This window comes from Kitasatospora sp. NPDC101176, from assembly GCF_044768035.1.
Taxonomy (GTDB): Bacteria; Actinomycetota; Actinomycetes; order Streptomycetales; family Streptomycetaceae; genus Kitasatospora.
The window spans coordinates 500,744-521,265 of sequence record NZ_JBIWPA010000002.1 but is presented as its reverse complement, the minus strand read 5'-3'; the positions used below and the strand labels follow the sequence as shown (position 1 = coordinate 521,265).

19 protein-coding genes are annotated in these 20,522 nt (G+C 72.6%); 5 read left to right on the top strand and 14 right to left on the bottom strand.

What is annotated here, in order from left to right:
* Positions 1 to 83 precede the first annotated feature (83 nt).
* Positions 84 to 578: a Cys-tRNA(Pro) deacylase gene (gene ybaK / locus ACIRS1_RS05100; protein WP_402836849.1), complete on the top strand. Its 495-nt coding sequence runs from the start codon at positions 84 to 86 to the stop codon at positions 576 to 578.
* Positions 579 to 630: 52 nt separating this feature from the next.
* Here the strand turns inward: ybaK and ACIRS1_RS05095 are convergent, their stop codons facing one another.
* From ACIRS1_RS05095 to ACIRS1_RS05070, 6 genes are all read right to left on the bottom strand, one after another.
* Complete coding sequence (locus tag ACIRS1_RS05095; RefSeq protein WP_402836847.1) at positions 631 to 1,449, bottom strand: hypothetical protein; 819 nt, start codon at positions 1,447 to 1,449, stop codon at positions 631 to 633.
* A gap of 96 nt (positions 1,450 to 1,545) precedes the next feature.
* The gene (locus ACIRS1_RS05090; protein ID WP_387898474.1) at positions 1,546 to 2,361 is read right to left on the bottom strand and encodes an ABC transporter permease; all 816 of its coding nucleotides are present in this window, start codon (positions 2,359 to 2,361) and stop codon (positions 1,546 to 1,548) included.
* Positions 2,358 to 3,356 (bottom strand): ABC transporter ATP-binding protein, encoded by a 999-nt coding sequence (locus tag ACIRS1_RS05085; protein WP_402836845.1) that lies wholly within the window; start codon positions 3,354 to 3,356, stop codon positions 2,358 to 2,360. Before ACIRS1_RS05085 ends, ACIRS1_RS05090 begins: the two co-directional genes overlap by 4 nt.
* 161 nt (positions 3,357 to 3,517) lie before the next feature.
* A complete protein-coding gene (locus tag ACIRS1_RS05080) occupies positions 3,518 to 4,861 on the bottom strand; it encodes an NYN domain-containing protein (RefSeq protein ID WP_402836843.1) in 1,344 nt (447 codons plus the stop codon).
* Between the two features lie 316 nt (positions 4,862 to 5,177).
* A complete protein-coding gene (locus tag ACIRS1_RS05075; RefSeq protein WP_360207244.1) occupies positions 5,178 to 6,224 on the bottom strand; it encodes an aspartate-semialdehyde dehydrogenase in 1,047 nt (348 codons plus the stop codon).
* A gap of 113 nt (positions 6,225 to 6,337) precedes the next feature.
* Positions 6,338 to 7,228 (bottom strand): dihydrodipicolinate synthase family protein, encoded by an 891-nt coding sequence (locus ACIRS1_RS05070; protein WP_402836841.1) that lies wholly within the window; start codon positions 7,226 to 7,228, stop codon positions 6,338 to 6,340.
* A 72-nt stretch (positions 7,229 to 7,300) separates the two neighbouring features.
* Between ACIRS1_RS05070 and ACIRS1_RS05065 the strand changes: the two genes are divergently transcribed.
* Positions 7,301 to 8,188 (top strand): LysR family transcriptional regulator, encoded by an 888-nt coding sequence (locus tag ACIRS1_RS05065; RefSeq protein ID WP_402836839.1) that lies wholly within the window; start codon positions 7,301 to 7,303, stop codon positions 8,186 to 8,188.
* Positions 8,189 to 8,267: 79 nt separating this feature from the next.
* On the opposite strand, the gene dnaE is transcribed toward ACIRS1_RS05065, so the two are convergent.
* The 5 genes from dnaE to ACIRS1_RS05040 all read right to left on the bottom strand — a co-directional run bounded on the left by dnaE (position 8,268) and on the right by ACIRS1_RS05040 (position 13,929).
* The gene (gene dnaE / locus ACIRS1_RS05060) at positions 8,268 to 11,801 is read right to left on the bottom strand and encodes a DNA polymerase III subunit alpha (RefSeq protein ID WP_402836837.1); all 3,534 of its coding nucleotides are present in this window, start codon (positions 11,799 to 11,801) and stop codon (positions 8,268 to 8,270) included.
* A 157-nt stretch (positions 11,802 to 11,958) separates the two neighbouring features.
* Positions 11,959 to 13,188: a hypothetical protein gene (locus tag ACIRS1_RS05055; RefSeq protein WP_402836835.1), complete on the bottom strand. Its 1,230-nt coding sequence runs from the start codon at positions 13,186 to 13,188 to the stop codon at positions 11,959 to 11,961.
* A 14-nt stretch (positions 13,189 to 13,202) separates the two neighbouring features.
* Positions 13,203 to 13,325, bottom strand: coding sequence for a hypothetical protein (locus tag ACIRS1_RS05050; protein WP_402836834.1), 123 nt, complete (start codon positions 13,323 to 13,325; stop codon positions 13,203 to 13,205).
* Positions 13,313 to 13,570: a hypothetical protein gene (locus tag ACIRS1_RS05045; RefSeq protein ID WP_402836832.1), complete on the bottom strand. Its 258-nt coding sequence runs from the start codon at positions 13,568 to 13,570 to the stop codon at positions 13,313 to 13,315. Before ACIRS1_RS05045 ends, ACIRS1_RS05050 begins: the two co-directional genes overlap by 13 nt.
* On the bottom strand, positions 13,567 to 13,929 hold the full coding sequence (locus ACIRS1_RS05040) for an ATP-binding protein (RefSeq protein ID WP_402836830.1): 363 nt from the start codon (positions 13,927 to 13,929) through the stop codon (positions 13,567 to 13,569). Before ACIRS1_RS05040 ends, ACIRS1_RS05045 begins: the two co-directional genes overlap by 4 nt.
* A gap of 193 nt (positions 13,930 to 14,122) precedes the next feature.
* Between ACIRS1_RS05040 and ACIRS1_RS05035 the strand changes: the two genes are divergently transcribed.
* Both ACIRS1_RS05035 and ACIRS1_RS05030 read left to right on the top strand, forming a co-directional pair.
* On the top strand, positions 14,123 to 14,971 hold the full coding sequence (locus ACIRS1_RS05035) for a helix-turn-helix domain-containing protein (protein WP_402836828.1): 849 nt from the start codon (positions 14,123 to 14,125) through the stop codon (positions 14,969 to 14,971).
* Between the two features lie 10 nt (positions 14,972 to 14,981).
* Complete coding sequence (locus tag ACIRS1_RS05030; RefSeq protein WP_402836826.1) at positions 14,982 to 15,173, top strand: DUF397 domain-containing protein; 192 nt, start codon at positions 14,982 to 14,984, stop codon at positions 15,171 to 15,173.
* 68 nt (positions 15,174 to 15,241) lie between these two features.
* Here the strand turns inward: ACIRS1_RS05030 and ACIRS1_RS05025 are convergent, their stop codons facing one another.
* Entirely contained in the window at positions 15,242 to 16,237 is a 996-nt protein-coding gene (locus tag ACIRS1_RS05025; RefSeq protein ID WP_402836824.1) for a ribosome-inactivating family protein, read from the bottom strand.
* A 313-nt stretch (positions 16,238 to 16,550) separates the two neighbouring features.
* Positions 16,551 to 18,635: a transglycosylase domain-containing protein gene (locus tag ACIRS1_RS05020; protein WP_402836822.1), complete on the bottom strand. Its 2,085-nt coding sequence runs from the start codon at positions 18,633 to 18,635 to the stop codon at positions 16,551 to 16,553.
* A gap of 587 nt (positions 18,636 to 19,222) precedes the next feature.
* Between ACIRS1_RS05020 and ACIRS1_RS05015 the strand changes: the two genes are divergently transcribed.
* A complete protein-coding gene (locus tag ACIRS1_RS05015) occupies positions 19,223 to 19,435 on the top strand; it encodes a cold-shock protein (RefSeq protein ID WP_360207276.1) in 213 nt (70 codons plus the stop codon).
* An 80-nt stretch (positions 19,436 to 19,515) separates the two neighbouring features.
* Here the strand turns inward: ACIRS1_RS05015 and ACIRS1_RS05010 are convergent, their stop codons facing one another.
* Entirely contained in the window at positions 19,516 to 20,451 is a 936-nt protein-coding gene (locus tag ACIRS1_RS05010; protein ID WP_402836820.1) for a DUF6193 family natural product biosynthesis protein, read from the bottom strand.
* Positions 20,452 to 20,522: the final 71 nt, after the last annotated feature.

The following is a 20,522-nucleotide window of genomic DNA, read 5'->3' as shown; positions in this document are numbered from 1 at the left end:
CCGACGAGCCCCACCCGGATCGCGCACGACCCGGACACGCACAGCACCGACGAGCACAGCCCCGACGAGCCAGGGATCCCGTGATGGCGAGGAAAGCGAAGAAGGGCGGGCAGGGAACGCCCGCGACCGTGGCCCTGGAGGGCGCCGCGGTCCCGTTCACCGTGCACGCCTACGAGCACGACCCGGCCGCAGCCTCCTACGGCGGCGAGGCCGCCGAGGCGCTGGGCGTGACCGCCGAGCGGGTCTTCAAGACCCTGGTCGCCGACGTGGACGGCGTGCTCACCGTCGGCGTGGTCCCGGTGGCCGGGCAGCTCGACCTCAAGGCCCTGGCCGCCGCCGTCGGCGGCAAGCGCGCCGCGATGGCCGATCCGGCGGCCGCCGAGCGCAGCAGCGGCTACGTCCGCGGCGGCATCTCCCCGCTGGGCCAGCGCCGCCCGCTGCGCACCGTGGTCGACGACAGCGCCCTCACCCACCCGACCGTCTACGTCTCGGCGGGCCGCCGCGGTCTGGAGGTCGAGCTCGCCCCCGCCGACCTGGTGGCACTGACGGGGGCCGCCACCGCCGCGATCGCCCGCTGAGCCCGGCGGGAACCCCCCACCGGGCCGCCGCGGCCCGGCGTCAGGACAGACCCTAGGCCCGGTCCTCGGGCCCCGAGGTGCCTCCGCCCGGGAACCCGCCCGCCGGCCCCTGCGGCTGCCCGTAGGACTGCCCGTACGGCTGTCCCTGCGGCTGCCCGGGGTACGGCTCCGGCTGCTGTCCGTGCGGGGCCGGCCCGGCCCAGTACGGCGGCGGGTCCTCCTCCCGCTTCCCGAAGGCCGCCGAGAGCGCCAGCAGCACCACCATGGCCGCCATCGGCCAGGCCAGCAGCGCCCCCATCGCCCCCAGGTCGATGCCCGCGTCGAAGTGTCCGCCGTTGCCGACCCGGCGGGCCTCGCCGATCAGGTTGTCGCTGGGCCCGAGCCACCGCCCCAGCCGCCAGGCGCCGACGGAGCCGAGCAGCCCGCCGATCACGAGCCCGAGGGTGACCCCGATGCCGCCGCCGCGCCGCCGGGTGACGAGGAAGGCCCCGAGCGCGGTGAGGATGCCGGCGCCGAGCCCGGCGAGCACGAAGACGGCGTCGGCGCCGGCCCGCTGCTCGCCCTCGGGGTCGGCGTAGAGGATCCGGTCACCGTCCACGACCAGCGGCACCTTGGGCGCCAGCCAGGCCCACACGCCGGCCATGACCAGCCCGACCAGGATGCAGACGAGCACGGTGCCCGCGCCGATCCGCAGTTCCGGCAGCAGCCGTTCCATGAGCCGGGGCCCCGCGGGGGGCTCCGCGGCCGGGCCGGCCGGGGGCTCCTGGGTCCCGGCGTCCGGGGCCGGCGGCGCGAACGGGTCGGGGGTGGCGCCCGGCACCGCGTCCACGTCGGCGCGGGTGGGATCCGGAGGTGTGTTCGGTACGGTCACGGGCCCCATCGTTTCACGACGGCTGCTCCGGCGGGCCCTGCACCGCTCCCCCGGGGCCGGGGAGGGCCGGGCGGGGCGGCCGGTGCCCGGCGGTGTTCAGCGGGCGACGGCGCGCCGGTAGGCCCAGGTGGCGACCGCCAGGGAGACCACGCCGACGCCCGCGCAGACCGCCAGGTCGCCCGCGACCAGCGCCCAGTCGGGGTCGGGGGTGAAGGTCCGGGCGAAGGCCTCGACGCCGTACGTGGACGGCAGCAGGTCGCGCAGCCACAGCACCGGCTGCGGCAGGTGGTCGACGGGCAGCACGCCGAGCAGCAGCGCCGCCGACATGCCCAGCTGCCCGAGCATGGTGGCGATCTCCTGCCGGGGCGCGAGCAGCCCGCAGGCGGCGCCGAGCCCGGACAGGGCGGCCCCGGCGAGCGGGACGACGGCGAGCAGCACCCAGATCTGCCCGAGCGGCAGCCCGAACATCACCGCGCCGACGACGGCGGTGGCGACGGTCCCGGGCAGCGTGAAGGAGGCGTAGGCGGCGGCCGCGCCGAGGACCACGGAGGCGGCGGGCACCGGCAGGGTGGCGTAGTGGTCGAGGCCGCCGGTGGCCCGCAGCCGGCCGAAGTACTGGGCGAGCAGGTTGAGCGCGACGAAGGCGACGACGAGCACGCTGGAGCCGGCCACCACGGACCGCGCCTCGGAGGTCTGCCCGGCGTCCACCACGCCGCGCATCATCACCAGGATGCCGACGGACTGGAAGGTGGCGACGAACAGCAGCGGGATCCGCGCGACCTTGGCCCGGGCGAGCTGGGCCCGGTAGACGGCGGCGAGGGCGGGCAGCAGGCGGGCCGCCGGGGCGAGCGGGGCGGGGGTGCCGTCCGCGGCGGGGGCGGCGGCCTGGGGCGGCACGGAGAGCAGGGTCACTTGGCCAGTCCTCCGTGGCGGCCGCCGAGCTCGAGGTAGGCGTCCTCGAGGCTCGGGGTGGCGAGGGTGAAGTCGTCGAGGGCGGCGAAGGCCGGGCCGGTGGTGACGGCGGCGACCAGTTCGCGGGCCTGTTCGGGGGTGGTGCGGATGGTCCAGCGGCGGCCCGCGCGTTCGGCCCGGCCGGCGAGTTCGGCGACGGCGGGGACGGCGAGCGGCGCCTCGTCCCGCCAGACCAGGTCGAGCCGGACGTGCCCGTCGACGAGGGCCTTGAGGCCGCCGGGGGTGTCGCAGGCGATGATCCGTCCGTCGTCGACGACGGCGACCCGGTCGAGCACGGTCTCCGCCTCGATGACGTTGTGGGTGACGAGCAGCACGGTCGCACCGCGTTCGCGGCGGCGCCGGTCGACGGCGGTCCAGACGGCCCGCCGGGCGACGGGGTCCATACCGGTGGTGGGTTCGTCGAGGACGAGCAGCGGCCGGTCGCCGACGAGGGCGGCGGCGAAGCAGGCGAGCCGGCGCTGGCCGCCGGAGAGCTTGGCGAGCGGGCGCCGGGCGATCGGTTCGAGGCCGAGTTCGGTGAGCACGTCGGCGGCCTCGGCGCGGGCCCGGCTCCGGGTGAGGCCGCGCAGGCGCCCGGTGGTCTCGGCGGCGAGGGCGACGGTCAGCTCGTCGAGGGCGCTGGACTCCTGGCCGAGGTAGCCGAGCAGCCGGGCGGCCCGTTCGGGGTGGCGGACGACGTCGTGGCCGAGGAGTTCGATGCTGCCGGAGTCGGGGCGCAGCAGTCCGGTGAGCTGCCGGACGAGGGTGGACTTGCCGGCGCCGTTGGGCCCGAGCAGTCCGAAGATCTCGCCCTGCCGGACGGTGAGGCTGATCCCGTCGTTGGCCCGGATCTCGGTGGCGGCGTCGCCGCGGCCGGTTCGGTAGGTCCTGACCAGGTCGCGCACGGCGACGCACGGCGGGGTGTCGTGGGGTGCTCGCCCGGCCGTCTCGTTCACGACCGGAGACTCTACGCGCTCACACGGGCGAACCGGACAAGGGGGCCGGATCACCACGGCCCCGGAAGGGCCCCGGGAGCCGGGTCCGGCTGCCGCGGGAACCTCCCCGGACCCGGCGGGTACGCGCAGGAGGGCCCGCCGGACGGACCTGCCGGGGCTCCCTAGTCGTCCACGACCATCGATCCGCCGGGGACCCGGGCGGCGAGCTCCTTCCAGAACCCGGCCCGGATGGCGTAGCGGTCGTGTTCGTCGATCTGGTCGTCCTTGTGCGCGAGCAGGCCGAAGCGGGCGGCGTAGCGGAGCAGTTCGCCGTCCACCCGGTGCGGGATGCGCGGGTAGTCGGGCCACAGGACGGTGAGCCGTTCGACGTCGCCGAGGCGGTCGCTCCAGCGGCGGGCGAAGACCTGGCCGACTTCGTGGGCGTCGCCCCCGATGGTGGTGATGTCCTCCTCGCGGTCGGCCCAGCGCTGTTCGGAGGTGGTGAGCTGGGCGAGGGTGGGGAGGCTGTCGCCGGCGGTGACGGCGGGTTCCGGGGTGGGCCGGTCGACCCAGCCGCGGTCGGAGGACCAGCGCAGGACGGGCCCGGTCGGCCCGTGCGCGTGCCCGTTGGCCGCCGCGGGCGCGTGCCCGTTGGCCGGGCCGTGGGCGGCCGGGTGCCCGAGCGGGCCGTGCCCGTTGACGGCGTGGGCGCCGGGGGTGGCGGCGACGCGCCCGGCGAGGTCCTTGGGGGTGGGGACGACCTTGAGCGCCGCGGGGGGCTGGGGCCGCCCGTCGGCGGCCGGGGCTCCCGCGGGGGTGCCGGCCGGGCCGGCGGGGGCGGAGGCCGGGGCGGCGGGGGCCACCGCTGCGGGCACCCCGGCGGGCAGCGGGGCCGGCAGGGGCGCGGCGGCGGGCGGGGCGGCGAGGATCTTGGCGATCTCCTGCCGGGCGCCGGGCGCGGGGAAGACGGTGGCACTCTCGCGGAGGCTGAAGGAGCCCTCGATCCACTCCCGGTCGAGGACGCGCCGTTCGTCGGCCTCGCCGACCAGGTCCTCGGACTGGTTGAAGTCGCCGTCGGCGGCCTGCAGGGCCCACAGGTGGACGACCACGCCGTGTTCCTTGGCGGACATCATGCCGGGCAGCAGGTCGCCGTCGCCGGTGATCAGCACGACGTCGGCGCAGGCCCGGTTGCGGGCGAGTTCGGAGAGTTCGGCGTGCATGGCGGCGTCGACGCCCTTCTGCACCCAGCGGCCCTCGGCCCGGGTGAGGGCGCCGAGCCGGACGGTGACCCGGGGCAGGACGCGCAGCCGGCGGTGTTCGGGCATCGGGCGGCGGTCGGGGGCGGCGTCGAACCAGTAGATCCGCAGCAGCGGCAGCCCGGTCTCGGCTTCGGCACGTTCGCGCAGCGCGGTGATCAGCGCGGTGTGGTCGACGGTGACCCGGGAGCGGGAGGGGTCGCCGGCGAGCAGGCTGGCCGCGGCACCCAGCAGGTATCCCGCGTCCACCAGGACGACACAGCGGTCCATCGCACACCTCTTTCCGCTCGCCCTCGGGGTCAGGCCGGGTGGGCGCGGTCCGCCCGGGGTGCGGGCGCGGGGTGAGGGGCCCCCGATGGCCGCCCGATCGTTGGGTCACCTTTTCCCCCCGGTCGGCGCGCCGAACCTCGGAGGCTGTCGCGGTACCGCAACAGCCGCCGACGGAAACGCGAGGGCGGGCCCCGTTCAACGACGGGGCCCGCCCGAGGTCACTCCGCGGGGCGGGGCCGGGCCCGGCACGCCGGCCGGTGCGCGGCCCGGTGCGGGCCCGGCACCCGGGCCCGGCGCCCGGGTTTCGGCGGCGGGGTCAGGCCTTGAGCTCGGCGGCGACCAGCTCGGCGATCTGGACGGCGTTGAGGGCCGCGCCCTTGCGCAAGTTGTCGTTGGACAGGAACAGCGAGAGGCCGTGGTCGACGGTCTCGTCGGCCCGGATGCGGCCGACGTAGCTCGGGTCCTTGCCGGCGGCCTGGAGCGGGGTGGGGATCTCGGAGAGCTCGACGCCGGGGGCGCCGGTGAGCAGCTCGACGGCGCGCTCGGGGCTGATCGGGCGCTCGAAGCGGGCGTTGATCTGCAGCGAGTGGCCGGAGAAGACGGGGACGCGCACGCAGGTGCCGGCGACCTTGAGGTCCGGGATGCCGAGGATCTTGCGGCTCTCGTGGCGGAGCTTCTGCTCCTCGTCGGTCTCGTTGGAGCCGTCCTCGACGATGGAGCCGGCCAGCGGCACCACGTTGAAGGCGATCGGGCGCCGGTAGACCTTGGGCTCGGGGAACTCGACCGCGCTGCCGTCGTGGGCGAGGGCGGCGGCGCCGTCGACGACCTTGGCGGCCTGGTCCTGCAGCTCGGCGACGCCGGCCACGCCGCTGCCGGAGACGGCCTGGTAGGTGGAGACGACGAGCGCGGCGAGGCCGGCCTCCTCGTGCAGCGGGCGCAGCACGGGCATGGCCGCCATGGTGGTGCAGTTCGGGTTGGCGATGATGCCCTTGGGGCGGTCGGCGACGGCCTGCGGGTTGACCTCGGAGACGACCAGCGGGACGTCGGGGTCGCGGCGCCAGGCGGAGGAGTTGTCGATGACGACGGCGCCGGAGGCGGCGACCTTGGGGGCGAGGGCCTTGGAGGTGGCGCCGCCGGCGGAGAAGATCACGATGTCCAGGCCGGTGTAGTCGGCCGTGGCGGCGTCCTCGACGGTGACCTCGGTGCCCTGCCACGGCAGGGTGCGTCCGGCCGAGCGGGCCGAGGCGAACAGCCGCAGCTGCTCCACCGGGCCGATTCCGCCCGGGCGCCCCGCGCGCTCCGCAAGGATCTCGCGGACCACGCCGCCGACCTGGCCGGTGGCTCCGACAATGCCGATCTTCATTCCGACTACTCCTCTGGATGGTGCTGTTCACAGCCGCACTCCGCCCATCATGCCTTGTCATGCGGGTGGGGCCACCTGGTATTCCACGGTGTGAGAGGGGACTGTCAGACCGATCATTGGTCCAGACCACTGACCAGCGCCAGCGCCGCGTCCACCTCCGCCCGCCCGGCCGGCAGCAGCGGCAGCCGGACGTCCGGGGTGGGGATCCGGCCCTGGGCGTGCAGCACGCCCTTGGTCACCGCCGGGTTGGGTGCGGCGAAGGCCGCCAGCGCCAGCCCGGTGAGCCGGTGCCCGAGCTCCCGGGCCCGGGCGGCGTCCCCGGCCCGCCAGGCGGCCGCCAGCTCGACGAACCGGGCGGTGGCCAGGTGGGCCGAGGCGAGGATGCCGCCCGCCGCGCCGAGCGCCAGCAGCGGCGAGAGGAAGGCGTCCTCCCCCGTCAGCACGGCGAAGCCGTCCGGGGCGGCGGCGAGCAGCTGCACGGCCGCCTCGTCCAGCCCGCCGGTCGCGTACTTGACCCCGACCACCCCGTCGATCGCCGCGATCTCCAGCAGGGCCGCGCCGGACAGCTGCTGCCCGGTGCGGTACGGGATGTGGTAGACGACCAGCGGCAGCGGGCTGCCCGCGGCCAGCGCGCGGAAGTGCGCGACGGTGCCGGCCTCGCCGGCCCGCACGAAGCCGGGGACGGTGACCAGCGCGGCCGCCGCCTGCGGCACCCGCTCGCGGATGGCGGCCACCGCCTCGGCGGTGGCGCGGGTGTCGCCTCCGTGCGCGCCGACGGTCAGCGTCGCCCCGTACGCGGCGCAGGCGGCCGCGGCCACGTCGACCACCGCCCAGCGCTCCTCCTCGGTCAGCGCGGCGGGCTCGCCGGTGGTGCCGAGGGCGACGAGGCCGGCCGCGCCGGCGGTCAGCAGCTCGTCCGCGAGTGCGGCCAGCGCGTCCAGCGCGACCGAGCCGTCCGCGGCGAAGGGCGTGATCAGGGGGACGTGGATGCCGGTGAGTTCCATGGTCACGATCCTGCGGCCGGCCGATCGCCCAGGTCCAGTTCACGTTCGTGATGCTTCTCGTAAGCTGAGCCGATGCTCGACGTCCGACGCCTGCGCCTGCTGCGCGAACTCGCCCACCTCGGCACCATCGCCGCCGTCGCCGAGGCGCTGTCCTTCAGCCCGTCGGCGGTGTCCCAGCAGCTGTCCGTGCTGGAACGGGAGGCGGGCGTCCCCCTGCTGGAGCGCACCGGGCGGCGGGTCACCCTCACCCCGGCGGGGCGCAACCTCGTCCGGCACGCCGAGGCGGTGCTCGCCCTGCTGGAGCAGGCCGGTGCCGAACTCGCGCACGCCCGGCAGGGGTTGGCCGGGCCGCTGCGGATCGGCACCTACCCGTCGGCGGCCCGGGCGGTCATCCCCGGTGTCCTCGCCGAACTGGCCGGCTGGCACCCCGGCCTGGAGCCGATGGTCACCGAGGTGGATCCGGCGGCCGTCGGGGCGGCGCTGCGCGCCGGAGAGCTGGACGTCGCCCTGGTCCACGAGTACGACCTCGTCCCGGCCGATCCGGAGCCGGGCCTGGCGGTGACCCGCCCGGTGTTCACCGAGCCGATGTACCTGGCGGCCCGGGCCCCCGGCACGGTCGCCGAGCAGCGCGGCGCGCCCTGGATCGTGTCCCCGCCGGGCACGCTCTGCCACAGCATGGCGGTGCGGGCCTGCGAGTCCGCCGGGTTCGCGCCCAGGATCCGGCACCGGATCGACGACTTCGCGACGGTCCTGGCCCTGGTGGCGGCCGGCCAGGGCGTCGCCCTGGTGCCGCACCTGGGCACCACGCAGCCCCCGCCCGGGGTGGTCCTCACCCGGCTGCCGATGTACCGGCGCACCCGCGCCGCCTTCCGGGCGGGCGCCGGCTCCCACCCGGCGATCTCGGCCTTCGTCTCGGCCCTGCACGCGGCCGTCCCGGCGGGCCTGGGCGGCTGGTCCTGAGCCGGGCCCGTCCCACGCGCGGAACGGGCCCGGGGCACCCGTGGGCACCCCGGGCCCGGCGGAGATCCGGGAGCCGGCCCTAGACGACCAGGCAGCTCGGGCCGAGCAGCTGCTTGAGGTCGCCGAACAGCGCCGGGTCGGACTTCACCCGGTGCCGGTCCAGGCGCAGCACGGTGGTCTTGGTGCGGCTCTCCAGCCGCACCCGCACCTCGGTGGTGCCCCGGTGGCTCCCCAGCACCTCGCCGAGCCGGGCGACCAGCGGCGGGGTGATCTTCCCGCTCGGGATGTTGATGATGATCGGCGCGTCGGCGTGCGCGTTCGACAGGTCGGGGACGGACAGCTCCATGCCCATCAGCCGCGGCACGTCCTCCCGCTTGTCCAGCTTGCCGCGGACGAACACCACGGCGTCCTCGACGAGTTGGGAGGAGACCAGCTGGTAGCTGGCGGGGAAGAACATGCAGTCGATCGAGCCCGCCAGGTCCTCGACGGTGGCGATCGCCCAGGCGTTGCCCTGCTTGGTCATCTTCCGCTGCAGGCCGGAGATGATGCCGCCGATGGTGATGATCGTCCCGTCCGGCCGCTCCGCGAGGTCGGCGACGGCGCAGTCCGCCTTGTCGGCGAGCACGTGCTCGATGCCGTGCAGCGGGTGCGAGGAGACGTACAGGCCGAGCATCTCCCGCTCCTGGGTGAGCAGGAAGGACTTCTCCCACTCGTCCTCCGAGAAGACCACGTCCAGGCCGAAGCTCGGCTCGTCGGAGGTGGCGTCGCCGCCGAACAGGTCGAACTGGCCCTCGGCCTCCTTGCGCTTGACGCCGACGACGTTGTCGATCATCGGCTCGAACTGCGCGCTGAGGCCCTTGCGGGTGTGCCCGAGCGAGTCGAACGAGCCCGCCTTGATCAGCGATTCGACGGTCCGCTTGTTGCAGACCACCGACTCCACCTTCTCCAGGAAGTCCGGGAAGGAGCTGAACTTCCCCTTCGCCTTCCGGGTGCGGATCATCGACTCGACCACCGGGCCGCCGACGTTGCGGATGGCGGTGAGGCCGAACCGGACGGTGTCGCTGCCGTGCGGGGTGAAGTCCGAGTCCGACTCGTTGACGTCCGGCGGCAGCACCTGGATGCCCATCTTGCGGCACTCGTTCAGGTAGACCGCGGACTTGTCCTTGTCGTCCTTGACGGAGGTCAGCAGGCCGGACATGTACTCGGCCGGGTAGTTGGCCTTGAGGTAGGCCGTCCAGTACGAGACCAGCCCGTACCCGGCGGTGTGCGCTTTGTTGAACGCGTAGCCGGAGAAGGGCACCAGGACGTCCCACACGGCCTGGATCGCCGCGTCCGAGTAGCCGCGCTCGCGGCAGCCCTTCTGGAACGGGACGAACTCGGCCTCCAGGATCTCCTTCTTCTTCTTGCCCATGGCGCGGCGCAGCAGGTCGGCCTGGCCGAGCGAGTAGCCGGCGAGGATCTGCGCGGCCTTCTGCACCTGCTCCTGGTAGACGATCAGGCCGTAGGTGGGCCGCAGCACCTCCTCCAGGGGCTTCTCCAGCTCCGGGTGGATCGGGGTGATCTCCTGCTGGCCGTTCTTGCGCAGCGCGTAGTTGGTGTGCGAGTTGACGCCCATCGGGCCGGGTCGGTACAGCGCGAGGACGGCGGAGATGTCCTCGAAGTTGTCGGGCTTCATCAGGCGCAGCAGGGAGCGCATGGGCCCGCCGTCGAGCTGGAAGACGCCGAGCGTGTCGCCGCGGGCGAGGAGTTCGTAGGTCGGCTTGTCGTCGAGCGGCAGCTTGAGCAGCTCGATCTTCTCACCCTTGTTCTTCTCGATCGCCTTGACGGCGTCGTCCATGATCGTCAGGTTGCGCAGGCCGAGGAAGTCCATCTTCAGAAGGCCGAGGCCCTCGCAGGTGGGGTAGTCGAACTGCGTGATGGTGACGCCGTCGGTGTGCCGGGTCCAGACCGGGATGTGGTCGGTCAGCGGCTCGGCGGACATGATGACGCCGGCCGCGTGCACGCCGGGCTGGCGGATCAGGCCCTCGATGCCGCGCGCGGTGTCGATGACCTTCTTGACGTCCGGGTCGGTCTCGTACAACCCGCGGATCTCGCCGGCCTCGCCGTAGCGCGGGTGCGAGGGGTCGGTGATGCCGGACAGCGGGATGCCCTTGCCCATGACGTCCGGCGGCATCGCCTTGGTGATCCGGTCGCCCATCGCGTACGGGTAGCCCAGGACGCGCGAGGAGTCCTTGATGGCGGCCTTCGCCTTGATGGTGCCGTACGTGACGATCATGGCGACCTTGTCGGAACCCCACTTCTCCGTCACGTACCGGATCACGTCACCGCGCCGGCGCTCGTCGAAGTCGATGTCGACGTCGGGCATGGAGATGCGCTCGGGGTTGAGGAAGCGCTCGAAGATCAGGCCGTGCGGGATGGGGTCGAGGTCGGTGATGCCCATGGCGTACGCGACCAGCGAGCCGGCCGCCGAACCACGGCCGGGGCCCACCGCGATGCCCTGGCTCTTCGCCCACATGATGAAGTCGGCGACCACGAGGAAGTACGCCGGGAACCCCATCTGGATGATGGTGTCCATCTCGTACTCGGCGAGCTTCTTGTGCTCCTCGTCGTACCCGTCCGGGAAGCGCCAGTCCATGCCCTCCCAGACCTTGGACTTGAAGAAGTCCGCCTCGGACTCGAAGCCCTCTGGGATCGGGAAGCGCGGCATGAGGTTCTTGAACTTGAACATGCCCTCGGTGTCGACCCGGGAGGCGACGAGGAGCTGGCTGTTGCGGCAGCCCTCCTGCCAGGCGTCCGAGGAGTCGAGGGCGTACATCTCGGCGGCCGACTTGATGTAGTAGCCGGTGCCGTCGAAGCGGAAGCGGTCCGGGTCCGAGAGGTTCTTGCCGGTCTGCACGCAGAGCAGCAGGTCGTGCGCGCCCGCGTCGGCCTCGGTGGTGTAGTGCGAGTCGTTGGTGACGACCGGCGGGATGTTCAGCTTCTTGCTGATCTCCAGCAGCCCGTCGCGGACCCGCTTCTCGATGTCCAGGCCGTGGTCCATCAGCTCCAGGAAGTAGTTCTCCTTGCCGAAGATGTCCTGGTAGTCGGCCGCGGACTTCACCGCCTCGTCGAACTGCCCGAGGCGCAGCCGGGTCTGCACCTCGCCGGACGGGCAGCCGGTGGTGGCCATCAGGCCGCCGGACAGCTCGGAGATCAGCTCCTTGTCCATCCGGGGCCACTTGACCAGCCAGCCCTCGGCGTAGGAGCGCGAGGTCAGCTTGAAGAGGTTGTGCAGGCCCTCCTTGTTCCGGGCCCAGATGGTCTTGTGGGTGTACGCGCCGGACGCGGAGACGTCGTCCCGCTTCTGGTGCGGCTGGCCCCACAGAATGCGCTTGGTGTTGGAGCGGGCCTCGGGCGCCACGTACGCCTCGATCCCGATGACGGGGGTGATGCCGGCGTCGGTGGCCTGCCGGTGGAACTCGGCGGCGCCGTACATGTTCCCGTGGTCGGTCATCGCGACGTGGGTCTGACCCAGCCGCTCGACCTCCTTGAACATCTGCTTCAGCCGGGCGGCACCGTCCAGCATCGAGTACTCGGTGTGGACGTGCAGATGCGCGAACGGCTGGTCGCTCAAGGCGGGGCCTCCGGAGGCTCGTGCTGGTCTGGTGGGCCGGCGAACGCGCAGGTCACAGGGGATGCCCTGGAAACAGATGTGGTCCGAACCACCTCACGGGGTCCGGACCATCACTCACACGTTCACCCGTCTACTCTAGCCCCCGCCGAGCGGCCCGCTACTCCCGGTCGGAGGCTTCGGAGGTCAGCCCGGCGAGTCGCGCCCCGGCCGCGTTCGCGACCTCGGTCGCCTCCATCGGGTCGTCCCGCAGGGCGGCCAGCCGCTCCCGCACGTGCGGGCGGTCGGGGGCGTGGGCGACGCCCAGGAGACGGGCGTCACGCTCGCAGTCCCAGAGCGACTCGGTGTACGCCTCGGCCGTCCCGGCCGGGCTGATCGCGGCCAGCGCGGCCAGGTAGGCGGGGCGCTCGTAGGAGTGCGGCGTCTGCAGCCAGAACCGGCGCAGCAGGGACACCGCGTCCGCGGCGGCCGGGCCGAGCCGGGCCAGGCCCCGGGCCGTGTGCATCGGGCCGCACCAGGTCCGCTCCACCCAGTCCCGCTCCAGGTCGGCGACCAGGGCCGGGGCGTCCTGCTCCTCGCCATGGCGGGCGAGGACCTCGTGGCCGAGCCGCGACAGCCAGGGCGTGCCGGAGACGGCCCAGTCGCGGGCGGCCGGCATGGCCCGGGGGCCGAGGTCCCGGACCACTGCTGGCAGCAGCGGCAGCGGGAACTCGCCGTCGGCGGTCCCGAGGGCGGGTACCAGGGGGACGAGTGCGGGCTCCGGGTCGCGCCCGTGGAGCACTGCCAGCGCGTCGGTCTTCCTCGCGTCGGGCTCGGCCGGGTCGGCCAGCAGCTCCAGCAGGGCGGCACCGGACAGCCCGGTCAGCGGGTCGGGCCGCTCGGGCCCGCGCGCTGCGGCGGGCACCTCGATGCCCCAGTGGGCCCAGACCTTCGCCCAGGGCGTCGGCTCCCCGCCCCGGGCCAGCCGGGCGCGGGCGGTGTCCGCCAGGTCGTCCCACCACTCGGCGGGCCAGCGGTCGGCGACCGATTCGAGGACGGCCAGCCAGTGCTCACCGTCGGCGACGTGGGAGCGCAGGGCCTCGCGGGCCTCGGCCGAGCCGGAGAGCGCCAGCAGCTCCAGGACGCGGGTGGCGCGCTCGCAGGCGTCCTCGTCGGCGGAGAGGAGGTCGACGACGGGCTGGAGCGGCAGGTCGAGGTCGCGGACGAGGCGGGCCAGGTAGCGGTGGCGTTCGTCGACGGTGGTGTCCCAGCGCCACTCCCAGCGGATGCAGCCGTGGACCAGGTCCGCGGCCGAGGACGGGTCCTCGGCTGCCATCAGCGCGCCGAGGCCGCGGCCGCGCTGCAGGAGCCCCGGCAGGGTGTTCGCCGGGGCGTATGCGTGTCTCCTCACGCGCCCATCCTGCCTCAGGGGCGGGGGCGGTCCTCGTCGGGTGGGTGTGCCCGCAGCGCGGTGACGACACCGAGGGCGACGGTGGCGAAGGCGAGGGCGAGCAGGACGGCGAAGGCGGCGCCGATCAGGAACCGCACGTCGTGCCCGCGTCGCGTTCGGCGTCGAGGAGGAGGGTGAGGAGGTTGAGGAGGGTGGAGACGGGGGCGGTACCGAAGCGGACGAGGACACGGCCGTCGAGGGTCCGGTCGGTGGAGGAGGAAGGCCATAGGAGGCCGACCTTCCGGCCGCGCTCGTGGAGTTCGGCGAGCAGGGCGCGGACGTGGTCGTCGGTGTAGTGACGGATCCGGGGGTCGGTGGGGAGCATCGGTCGGCGGCCGTTCACGCGGCGGCGTCCAGCTCGAACCAGACCGACTTGCCGCGCTGCTGGGGGTCGACGCCCCAGCGGTGGGTGAGGCCCTCGACCAGTTGGAGCCCCCGGCCGGATTCGCCGAGGAGGGCGGGCGCCTGCGGCAGGGGAGGAAGCGGGCTCTCGTCCGAGACGGAGACCCGGAGGGTGCGGTCGATCGCAAGGATGAGCACGACCGGCGCGGGCGTCCCACCGTGCCGCCAGGCGTTCACGAGGAGTTCCGTGAGGGCCAGTTCAGCGTCCGCGATGACGGAGGAGGGCCAGCCCGAGCGGGACATCGCGTCGCGCAGCGACTGCCGGGCGATGGCGAGCGAGGGCGTGTTGAGGTGGCGCATGGGACTTCTCCCGAGGCGCGAAGGAGTAATCGGCTTGTCCAGAAGCCGACTTGACGATCCATCGGATCGACGTGCCACTGACCATACCGCAGCGACATCACATGTGATCCCAAATCTGGATGGGTTCATCCTCAAGTGGACCCCGTGCCAGCCTGCGCGGCAGACTTGGGCCACATCGGCAAGGAAGGAACCAATGCCGCCCCGACTCAACCCAACGCTCCGTCAACGCCGCATCGGCACCGAGCTTCGGAAGATGCGCGAGGCTGCCGGCCTGTCGGTCTCCACCCTGAGCAGAGCTCTCGGTATCGACAGGACCCAGGTCAGCCAGATGGAGGCGGCCAAGGTCGGCATCAGCCCCGAACGCCTCCGCTCCTTCGCCGCGGCCTGCAAGTGCATGAACCAGTCCCTGATGGACGCCCTCGAAGCTGCCGTCCAGGACCGCTCCAAGGGCTGGTGGGAGGAGTACCGCGGCACTATCCCGGACGGATTCCTTGAGGTCGCCGAATTGGAGAAGAGCGCCCAGAGCCTCATGTTGTGGGTAGTCACCCACATGCCAGGCCCCTGCCAGACCATTAGCTATGCCTCATCAGTCTTCGGGCGCCTGATCCCTCCGCTTCCTCGGCATGAACTGGAGGCTCGAACCACCTTCAGGATGCAGCGCAAGGCCGACCTGCGCCGCGAGCAGAAGCCGATCACCTGCTTCATCTACGAGTCCGTCCTGTGGACTCGGTTCGGCGGCACCGCGATTCTCCGCGAGCAGCTCGATTCGCTAATCGAGGACTCCGAGCAGCCCTGGATGACCATTCGAGTCGTGCCGTTCGACATCGACACCTTCCCCGGAGCGGTCGAGAACCTGACCTACGCCTTTGGCAGCGTGCCAGAGCTTGACACCGTTGAAGTTGAATCCTCCCAAGGCCCCATACACCTCGATGCCGCCAGCGAATTGACCAGCTACCGGTCCATCTTCAAGCGCACCGAGTCCACAGCTCTCGGCGAGAGCGCTTCTCGCGACCTGATCCGCAAGATCGCACGAAACCTTTGAAAGGCCCAACATGACCGACACCGAGTGGCAGAAGTCCAGCTTCAGCGGATCCGGTGGTGACTGCGTGGAGGTCCGTGCGGTCGGCGAGGCCATCGAACTCCGCGAATCCGACGACGCCCACACCATCCTCCGCACCACCCCCACCACCCTCGCCACCCTCGTCCGCGCCATCAAGAACGGCGAATACCACCACCACGCCTAAGCAAAAGCCCCTGCGCAGGAAGTCGGCCGGGCCGACTTCCTGCGCAGGGATACGGAGCTGCCGCCCGACTACCGGCCCTTCACCGTCGGCGCGAGTGCCAGCGCCAGATAGGCCAGCGCCCGGGCGACGTTCTCCACGTGGGGCACGTGCGGGCCGAGGTCGATGCCGGCGCCGTTCTGGCCCGCGGCCGCGTAGCGGGAGAGCCTGCTCCAGCCGTTCTCCAGCTCCTGCTGCCGCGCGGGCATGGTGTACGCCATACCGTGGTTCGCCATCATCTGGATGACGATGCCCTGCACGTCGCGGAGCCGGGCGGCCTCGGACGTCACCTGGATCATGCGCAGGAGCGACCGGGCGGTGGCCTGGAACTGGTTCCCGCCGTTCTGCTCGGTGCCGCGCGCGAGGTAGGCCAGCTGGAAGACGGAGTTCATCAGCGAGCTGTAGCTCATGCCGGTGTCGTCCCGGCTCACGCCCGGGCCGCCCTGGCGCTGCGGCCGTTCCATCTGCGGGTAGCTGCCGTCGTAGGAGAGGCTCCGGTACGTCGCCGGCGGGATCAGGCCGCCGTCGGGGCCGTTCCGCAGGGCGTCCATGGTCCGGCCGAGGTTGAATCCCTCGTCGTTGAAGGCGTAGGTGATGTCGCCGTCGCCGGGCCGGGCGTCGACCGGGGTGGTCGTGAAGCCGCGCAGGTACAGGTTGTCCGGGGTGAACCAGAGCCGCAGCGTCATCTGGCGGCCGCCGCCGTTGACGGCGTTCAGGTCCGCCCGGATCAGCGAGACCGAGTTGGAGCCCTGCGTGATGTAGGTCTCGCCGTTCCAACGGCTCCCGGAGGCCTGCCGGAGGCTCTGGAGGAAGGTGCCCCAGTCCTTCGACATCTGGCCGGGGTTCTGCCACTCACCGGTCATCGTCACCCAGCAGTGGGCGACGCGGTAGTCGCCGGTGTTGGCGTGGGCGGCGCCGGCGCCCGACACCAGGGTCACCACGCCGGCGACGAAGGCCACGAGCAGGGCGGTGATCCTGGTCCGCAGGTTCCGGCCGGACGCCGGGTGCCGCGAAGGTGCGAAATGCATGTCATCTGTCCTTGATCAAGGGGGATCCGCGTCGGTGGACGCGGTTCCTCGACGGACGTGCACCGGCCGGCCGCCGACATCACGGCCACCGCACGTCCCGCGCCCTCGGCGTTCCATCAGCCGATCAGCCCTCTCACCCTCCTCCACCGCATCGCGGCCGCACATCAGTCATCTGACTGCACGTGGATGACCGTGACCGCTCCACCGGCCAGAACCGTCGCAGCGCAGGAAGTCGGCCTGGCCGACTTCCTGCGCTGCGCATCGCCCCGCCGAGCGGCAGCTCGGCGGGGCGACGGGGGCGGTGCGGCCGCGGTCAGTGCTGCGGGCCGGTGGGGGTGCCGGCCGGTGAGCCCGTTCCGCTCGGGGTGCCGGTCGGGTCGGGCTTGGGCGCCGGGTCGGGGATGTCGGCCAGCGGCAGCCGCTGCTTGGGCGTGCCCCGCAGGGCGCCGTTCATGGCGTCCCGCCAGATCGGCCCGGGGCCGTCCGCTCCGAACACCTCGGTGTGGTAGTCCCCGTTGATCCTGATGTTGCGCATCTCGACGCCGCCGTCGGGGCCGCCGAGCCAGACCGAGGTGGCCAGCTGCGGGGTGTAGCCGCTGAACCAGGCGGCCCGCTTCTTGTCCGAGGTGCCGGTCTTCCCGGCGATCTGCCGGCCGTCGTCCAGGCCGAGGTCCTTGCCGGTGCCGTTCTCGGTCACGCCGTTCAGGACGGTGTTCAGCGCCCGCGCCGTGTCCTCGGAGAAGGCCTTCTCGCACTGGCCGGCCGGAGCGGGGACGTCCTTGCCCTCCACGGTGGTGATCCTGGTGACGGCGATCGGGGCGCAGTGCGTGCCCTGGGCGGCGAAGGTCGCGTAGACGTTGGCCATCGTCAGCGGGCTCATCTCCTCGACGCCGAGGGCCATCGCCGGGACCTCCTCCAGCGGCTTGCCGCTGGCCTTGGTGGTGATCCCGAGCTTGTTGGCCATCTGCTTGACCTCGCAGAGGCCGATCTCCTGCTCCATCTGCACGAAGTAGGTGTTGACCGAGAGGGCCATCGCCATCTTCAGCTGGTAGGGGCCCTTCTCGCCGGAGGATTCGTTGGGGACGACCGCCTTGGGCCGGGAGTCGTTCTTCCAGGTGCCGCCGCAGGTCTTCATCGTGGGGTACTCGAGCTTGTTCGGCGCGGAGTACTCCTGGGTCGGCGGCAGGCCTGCCTCCAGCGCCGCCGCGGCGACGATCGGCTTGAAGGTGGAGCCGGGCTGGAAGCCGTTGCCACCGCCCATCGCCGCGTCGACGTTGAGGTTGACGACGGTCTGGTTCTTGTCCTTCGCCAGGCCGTAGGGGCGGGTCTGGGCCATGGCGAGGATCTTGCCGGTCCCGGGCTCGACCATGGTGGCGGCGGCGGAGACGCTGTCGGTGACCCGCACGTTGCTGCTGACGGCGTTCTGGGCGGCGGCCTGCTTGTCCGGGTCCAGCGTGGTGTAGATGTTCAGGCCGCCGGTGTCCCAGAACTTCTTGCGGTCCGCGGCGTTCTTCCCGAACACCGGGTCCTGCTTGACGACGTGGCGCACGTAGTCGCAGAAGAAGCCCATGCCGGCCTTCGCGGTGATGCAGCCGTTCTGCGGGTCCTTGAAGTTCAGGCCGAGCGGGGCGGCCTTCGCCTCCTTGGCCTGCTCGGCGGTGATGTGCTTGTTCTCGACCATTTTGTCGAGCACGACGTTGCGGCGGTTCTGCGCGGCCACGGGGTGCAGTTTCGGGTCGTACTGGGAGGGGTTCTGCACCAGCCCGGCGAGGGTGGCGGCCTCGGCGACGGTGAGGTCCTTGTTGCTCTTGCCGAAGTAGCGCTGGGAGGCGGCCTCGACCCCGTAGGCGCCGTTCCCGTAGTAGGTGATGTTCAGGTAGTTGGTGAGGATCTGGTCCTTGGGCAGCTCCTCCTCCAGCTTGATCGCGACCTTGAGCTCCTGGATCTTGCGGCCCAGGGTCTTGCGCTGGGCCTCCAGGACGGCGGCCTGGTCGTCGCCGGCCTTCTCGACGTTGACGTTCTTCACGTACTGCTGGGTCAGCGTCGAGGCGCCCTGGGAGGCGGTGCCGCTCTCGGCGTTCTTGCTGATGGCGCGCAGCACGCCCTTGAGGTCGACGGCGCCGTGCTCGTAGAACCGGGCGTCCTCGATGTCGACCTGGGCCTGTCGCATGGACGGCGACATCTGGTCGGCGGTGATGACGGTGCGGTCGCGCTCGTAGACCTTGGCGATCAGCCCGCCCTTGGCGTCGAAGATCTGGGTCGCCTGGGTGAGCGGCGGGGTCTTGAAGTCGTCGGGGATGTCCTCGAATCCCTCCGCCGTGCCCTTGGCGGTCAGCCCGATGCCGCCGACGGCGGGCAGGGCGAGGCCTGCCAGCAGCACGCCGGACACGACGCTCACGCCGATGAAGGTCGCACCGAAACGGGCCAGCCGGAGCGGAGCGTTCCGGGGCGGGCGGGAGTCCTCACCGTCGAGGGAATTCCCTATCGGGGATTCGTTCGATTCCATTGCGAAATGCTAACTCCCGAACCTCTCCGGTCGAACGGTTTTTCGCGGGCGACTGTCACAGCCGTGCTACAGACGCCGAATCCGACCCCGGCAGGACGCATCGCATACGAACTCGGCAATCGGGAGGAATTCGGAATTCTGCACCGGTGGCACCCGCCCCGCGCGGCGCCCTTCCCTCCCGCGCCCCTCCCCCTTCGCACCCCCTCTCCCTTTTGACGCCGCGAGGAGGGCAAAACGTTGCTCGCACGCGGCCACCTCTCCCCGACGCGGGGGTCGCGACCTCCGAGCACCTGGCGCGGCCGGCACGGGAGGTCGGACGGGCCGACTTCCCGTGCCGGGTGCGCGCGCCGGTCGGGCCGGTGCGGCGGCAGCTCCCCGGTGACTCTCCGCCGATTCGCCACCACTCAGCGCTCACGCGTGCCATGATCGGCTCAGCTTTCGCAGGAACCGACAGTCGACAGATCGTGATGGGGACAGCCATGGCCGAACGCCAGAACGGCACCGTGAAGTGGTTCAACGATGAGAAGGGGTACGGCTTCATCACCCCGGAGAGCGGCCCCGACCTGTTCGTCCATTTCCGGGCGATCGAGGGCGCCGGCTTCAAGTCCCTGGTGGAGGGCCAGAAGGTCACCTTCGAGGCCGTCCAGGGCCAGAAGGGCATGCAGGCCGACAAGGTCCAGGTCGTGAGCTAGGGCCGCGGCGTTCTCACCGTCCCCGGCCTCGGCGGCATCCGCAGGGGCCGGGGACGGCGCCGTTCCCGGCGGCACCCCGCTCAGCGCGCCGGGCCGAGGCCCTCCGGCAGCGCGGCCACCACCAGGGCGACGGCCTCCTCCGCGGTCTCGGTGCGGGCGATCAACTCCCCGCCGGTGTGCACCCCGTACGCCCCCTCCTCCGATCCGTACGCCCCCTCCTCGTACGGGAGGAGGACGTACCCGGTCCGGTCCGTCCAGGGCCGCTCGACCGCGGTGGAGAACCACAGGTTGAAGTGGCTGTGGACCGGCATCAGCCCCCGCAGCACCGGCTGCGCGTACGCCGCGGCCACCAGCGCGTGGACCCGGGGGTGCCGGTCGTAGGGCGGCGTGTGGACGCGGTCGAGCTTGATCCGCCACTCCAGTTCGACCGGGTCGAGCCGCTCCCGTTCGTGGGCGAGGGCCCAGTCCCGGTACCGGACGAACGGCGCGGCGGCCCTGGTCTCCGCCAGCCCCGCGCCGCCCGCCCACGCCGCCGTCGCCCGGGCCACCTCGGCCACGTCCGCGGTCAACCCCCCTGCCAGCGGCGCGCCGTGGCCCTGGAGCCGCACCTGGTAGGGGTGCTTCCCCTCGGGCGGGTACACGACCACCCGCCGCCCCGTCCCGGCGTCGGCGTACTCCACGATGCGCTTCCACGCCCCGGCCGGCGCGGGCAGCCGGAGGCCGAGTCCCTCCGCCGTCCGCTCCAACAGCTCCGCGAGCCAGCCGTCGTCGCGCTCGTCGTCCTCGCAGTTCTCGCAGCCCTCGCACCCCTCGACGACCTCCACGCTCCCGCCGTTCCCGTCGCTCCCGCCGTTCCCGCCGTTCCCGCCGTTCCCGCCGCTCCCGCCGTTCCCGTCGCTCCCGCCGTTCCCGCCGTTCCCGCCGTTCCCGCCGCTCCCGCCGTTCCCGCCGTTCCCGTCGCTCCCGCCGTTCCCGCCGTTCCCGTCACCGTCGAGCCCCGCCCCAGAGTCCGTCATGCCCCCAGTCTGCCCGGAGGCCTCCCTCCCGCAGCACCGGAAGTCGGCCGGGCCGACTTCCCACCCCCGGC

Excerpts from the sequence above, each read along its gene's own strand:
- ybaK (WP_402836849.1), top strand. The coding sequence starts at position 84 with ATGGCGAGGAAAGCGAAGAAGGGCGGGCAGGGAACGCCCGCGACCGTG.
- ACIRS1_RS05080 (WP_402836843.1), bottom strand. The coding sequence starts at position 4,861 with ATGGACCGCTGTGTCGTCCTGGTGGACGCGGGATACCTGCTGGGTGCC.
- ACIRS1_RS05075 (WP_360207244.1), bottom strand. The coding sequence starts at position 6,224 with ATGAAGATCGGCATTGTCGGAGCCACCGGCCAGGTCGGCGGCGTGGTC.
- ACIRS1_RS05070 (WP_402836841.1), bottom strand. The coding sequence starts at position 7,228 with ATGGAACTCACCGGCATCCACGTCCCCCTGATCACGCCCTTCGCCGCG.
- ACIRS1_RS05065 (WP_402836839.1), top strand. The coding sequence starts at position 7,301 with ATGCTCGACGTCCGACGCCTGCGCCTGCTGCGCGAACTCGCCCACCTC.
- ACIRS1_RS05040 (WP_402836830.1), bottom strand. The coding sequence starts at position 13,929 with ATGCGCCACCTCAACACGCCCTCGCTCGCCATCGCCCGGCAGTCGCTG.
- ACIRS1_RS05035 (WP_402836828.1), top strand. The coding sequence starts at position 14,123 with ATGCCGCCCCGACTCAACCCAACGCTCCGTCAACGCCGCATCGGCACC.
- ACIRS1_RS05030 (WP_402836826.1), top strand. The coding sequence starts at position 14,982 with ATGACCGACACCGAGTGGCAGAAGTCCAGCTTCAGCGGATCCGGTGGT.
- ACIRS1_RS05025 (WP_402836824.1), bottom strand. The coding sequence starts at position 16,237 with ATGCATTTCGCACCTTCGCGGCACCCGGCGTCCGGCCGGAACCTGCGG.
- ACIRS1_RS05015 (WP_360207276.1), top strand. The coding sequence starts at position 19,223 with ATGGCCGAACGCCAGAACGGCACCGTGAAGTGGTTCAACGATGAGAAG.
- ACIRS1_RS05010 (WP_402836820.1), bottom strand. The coding sequence starts at position 20,451 with ATGACGGACTCTGGGGCGGGGCTCGACGGTGACGGGAACGGCGGGAAC.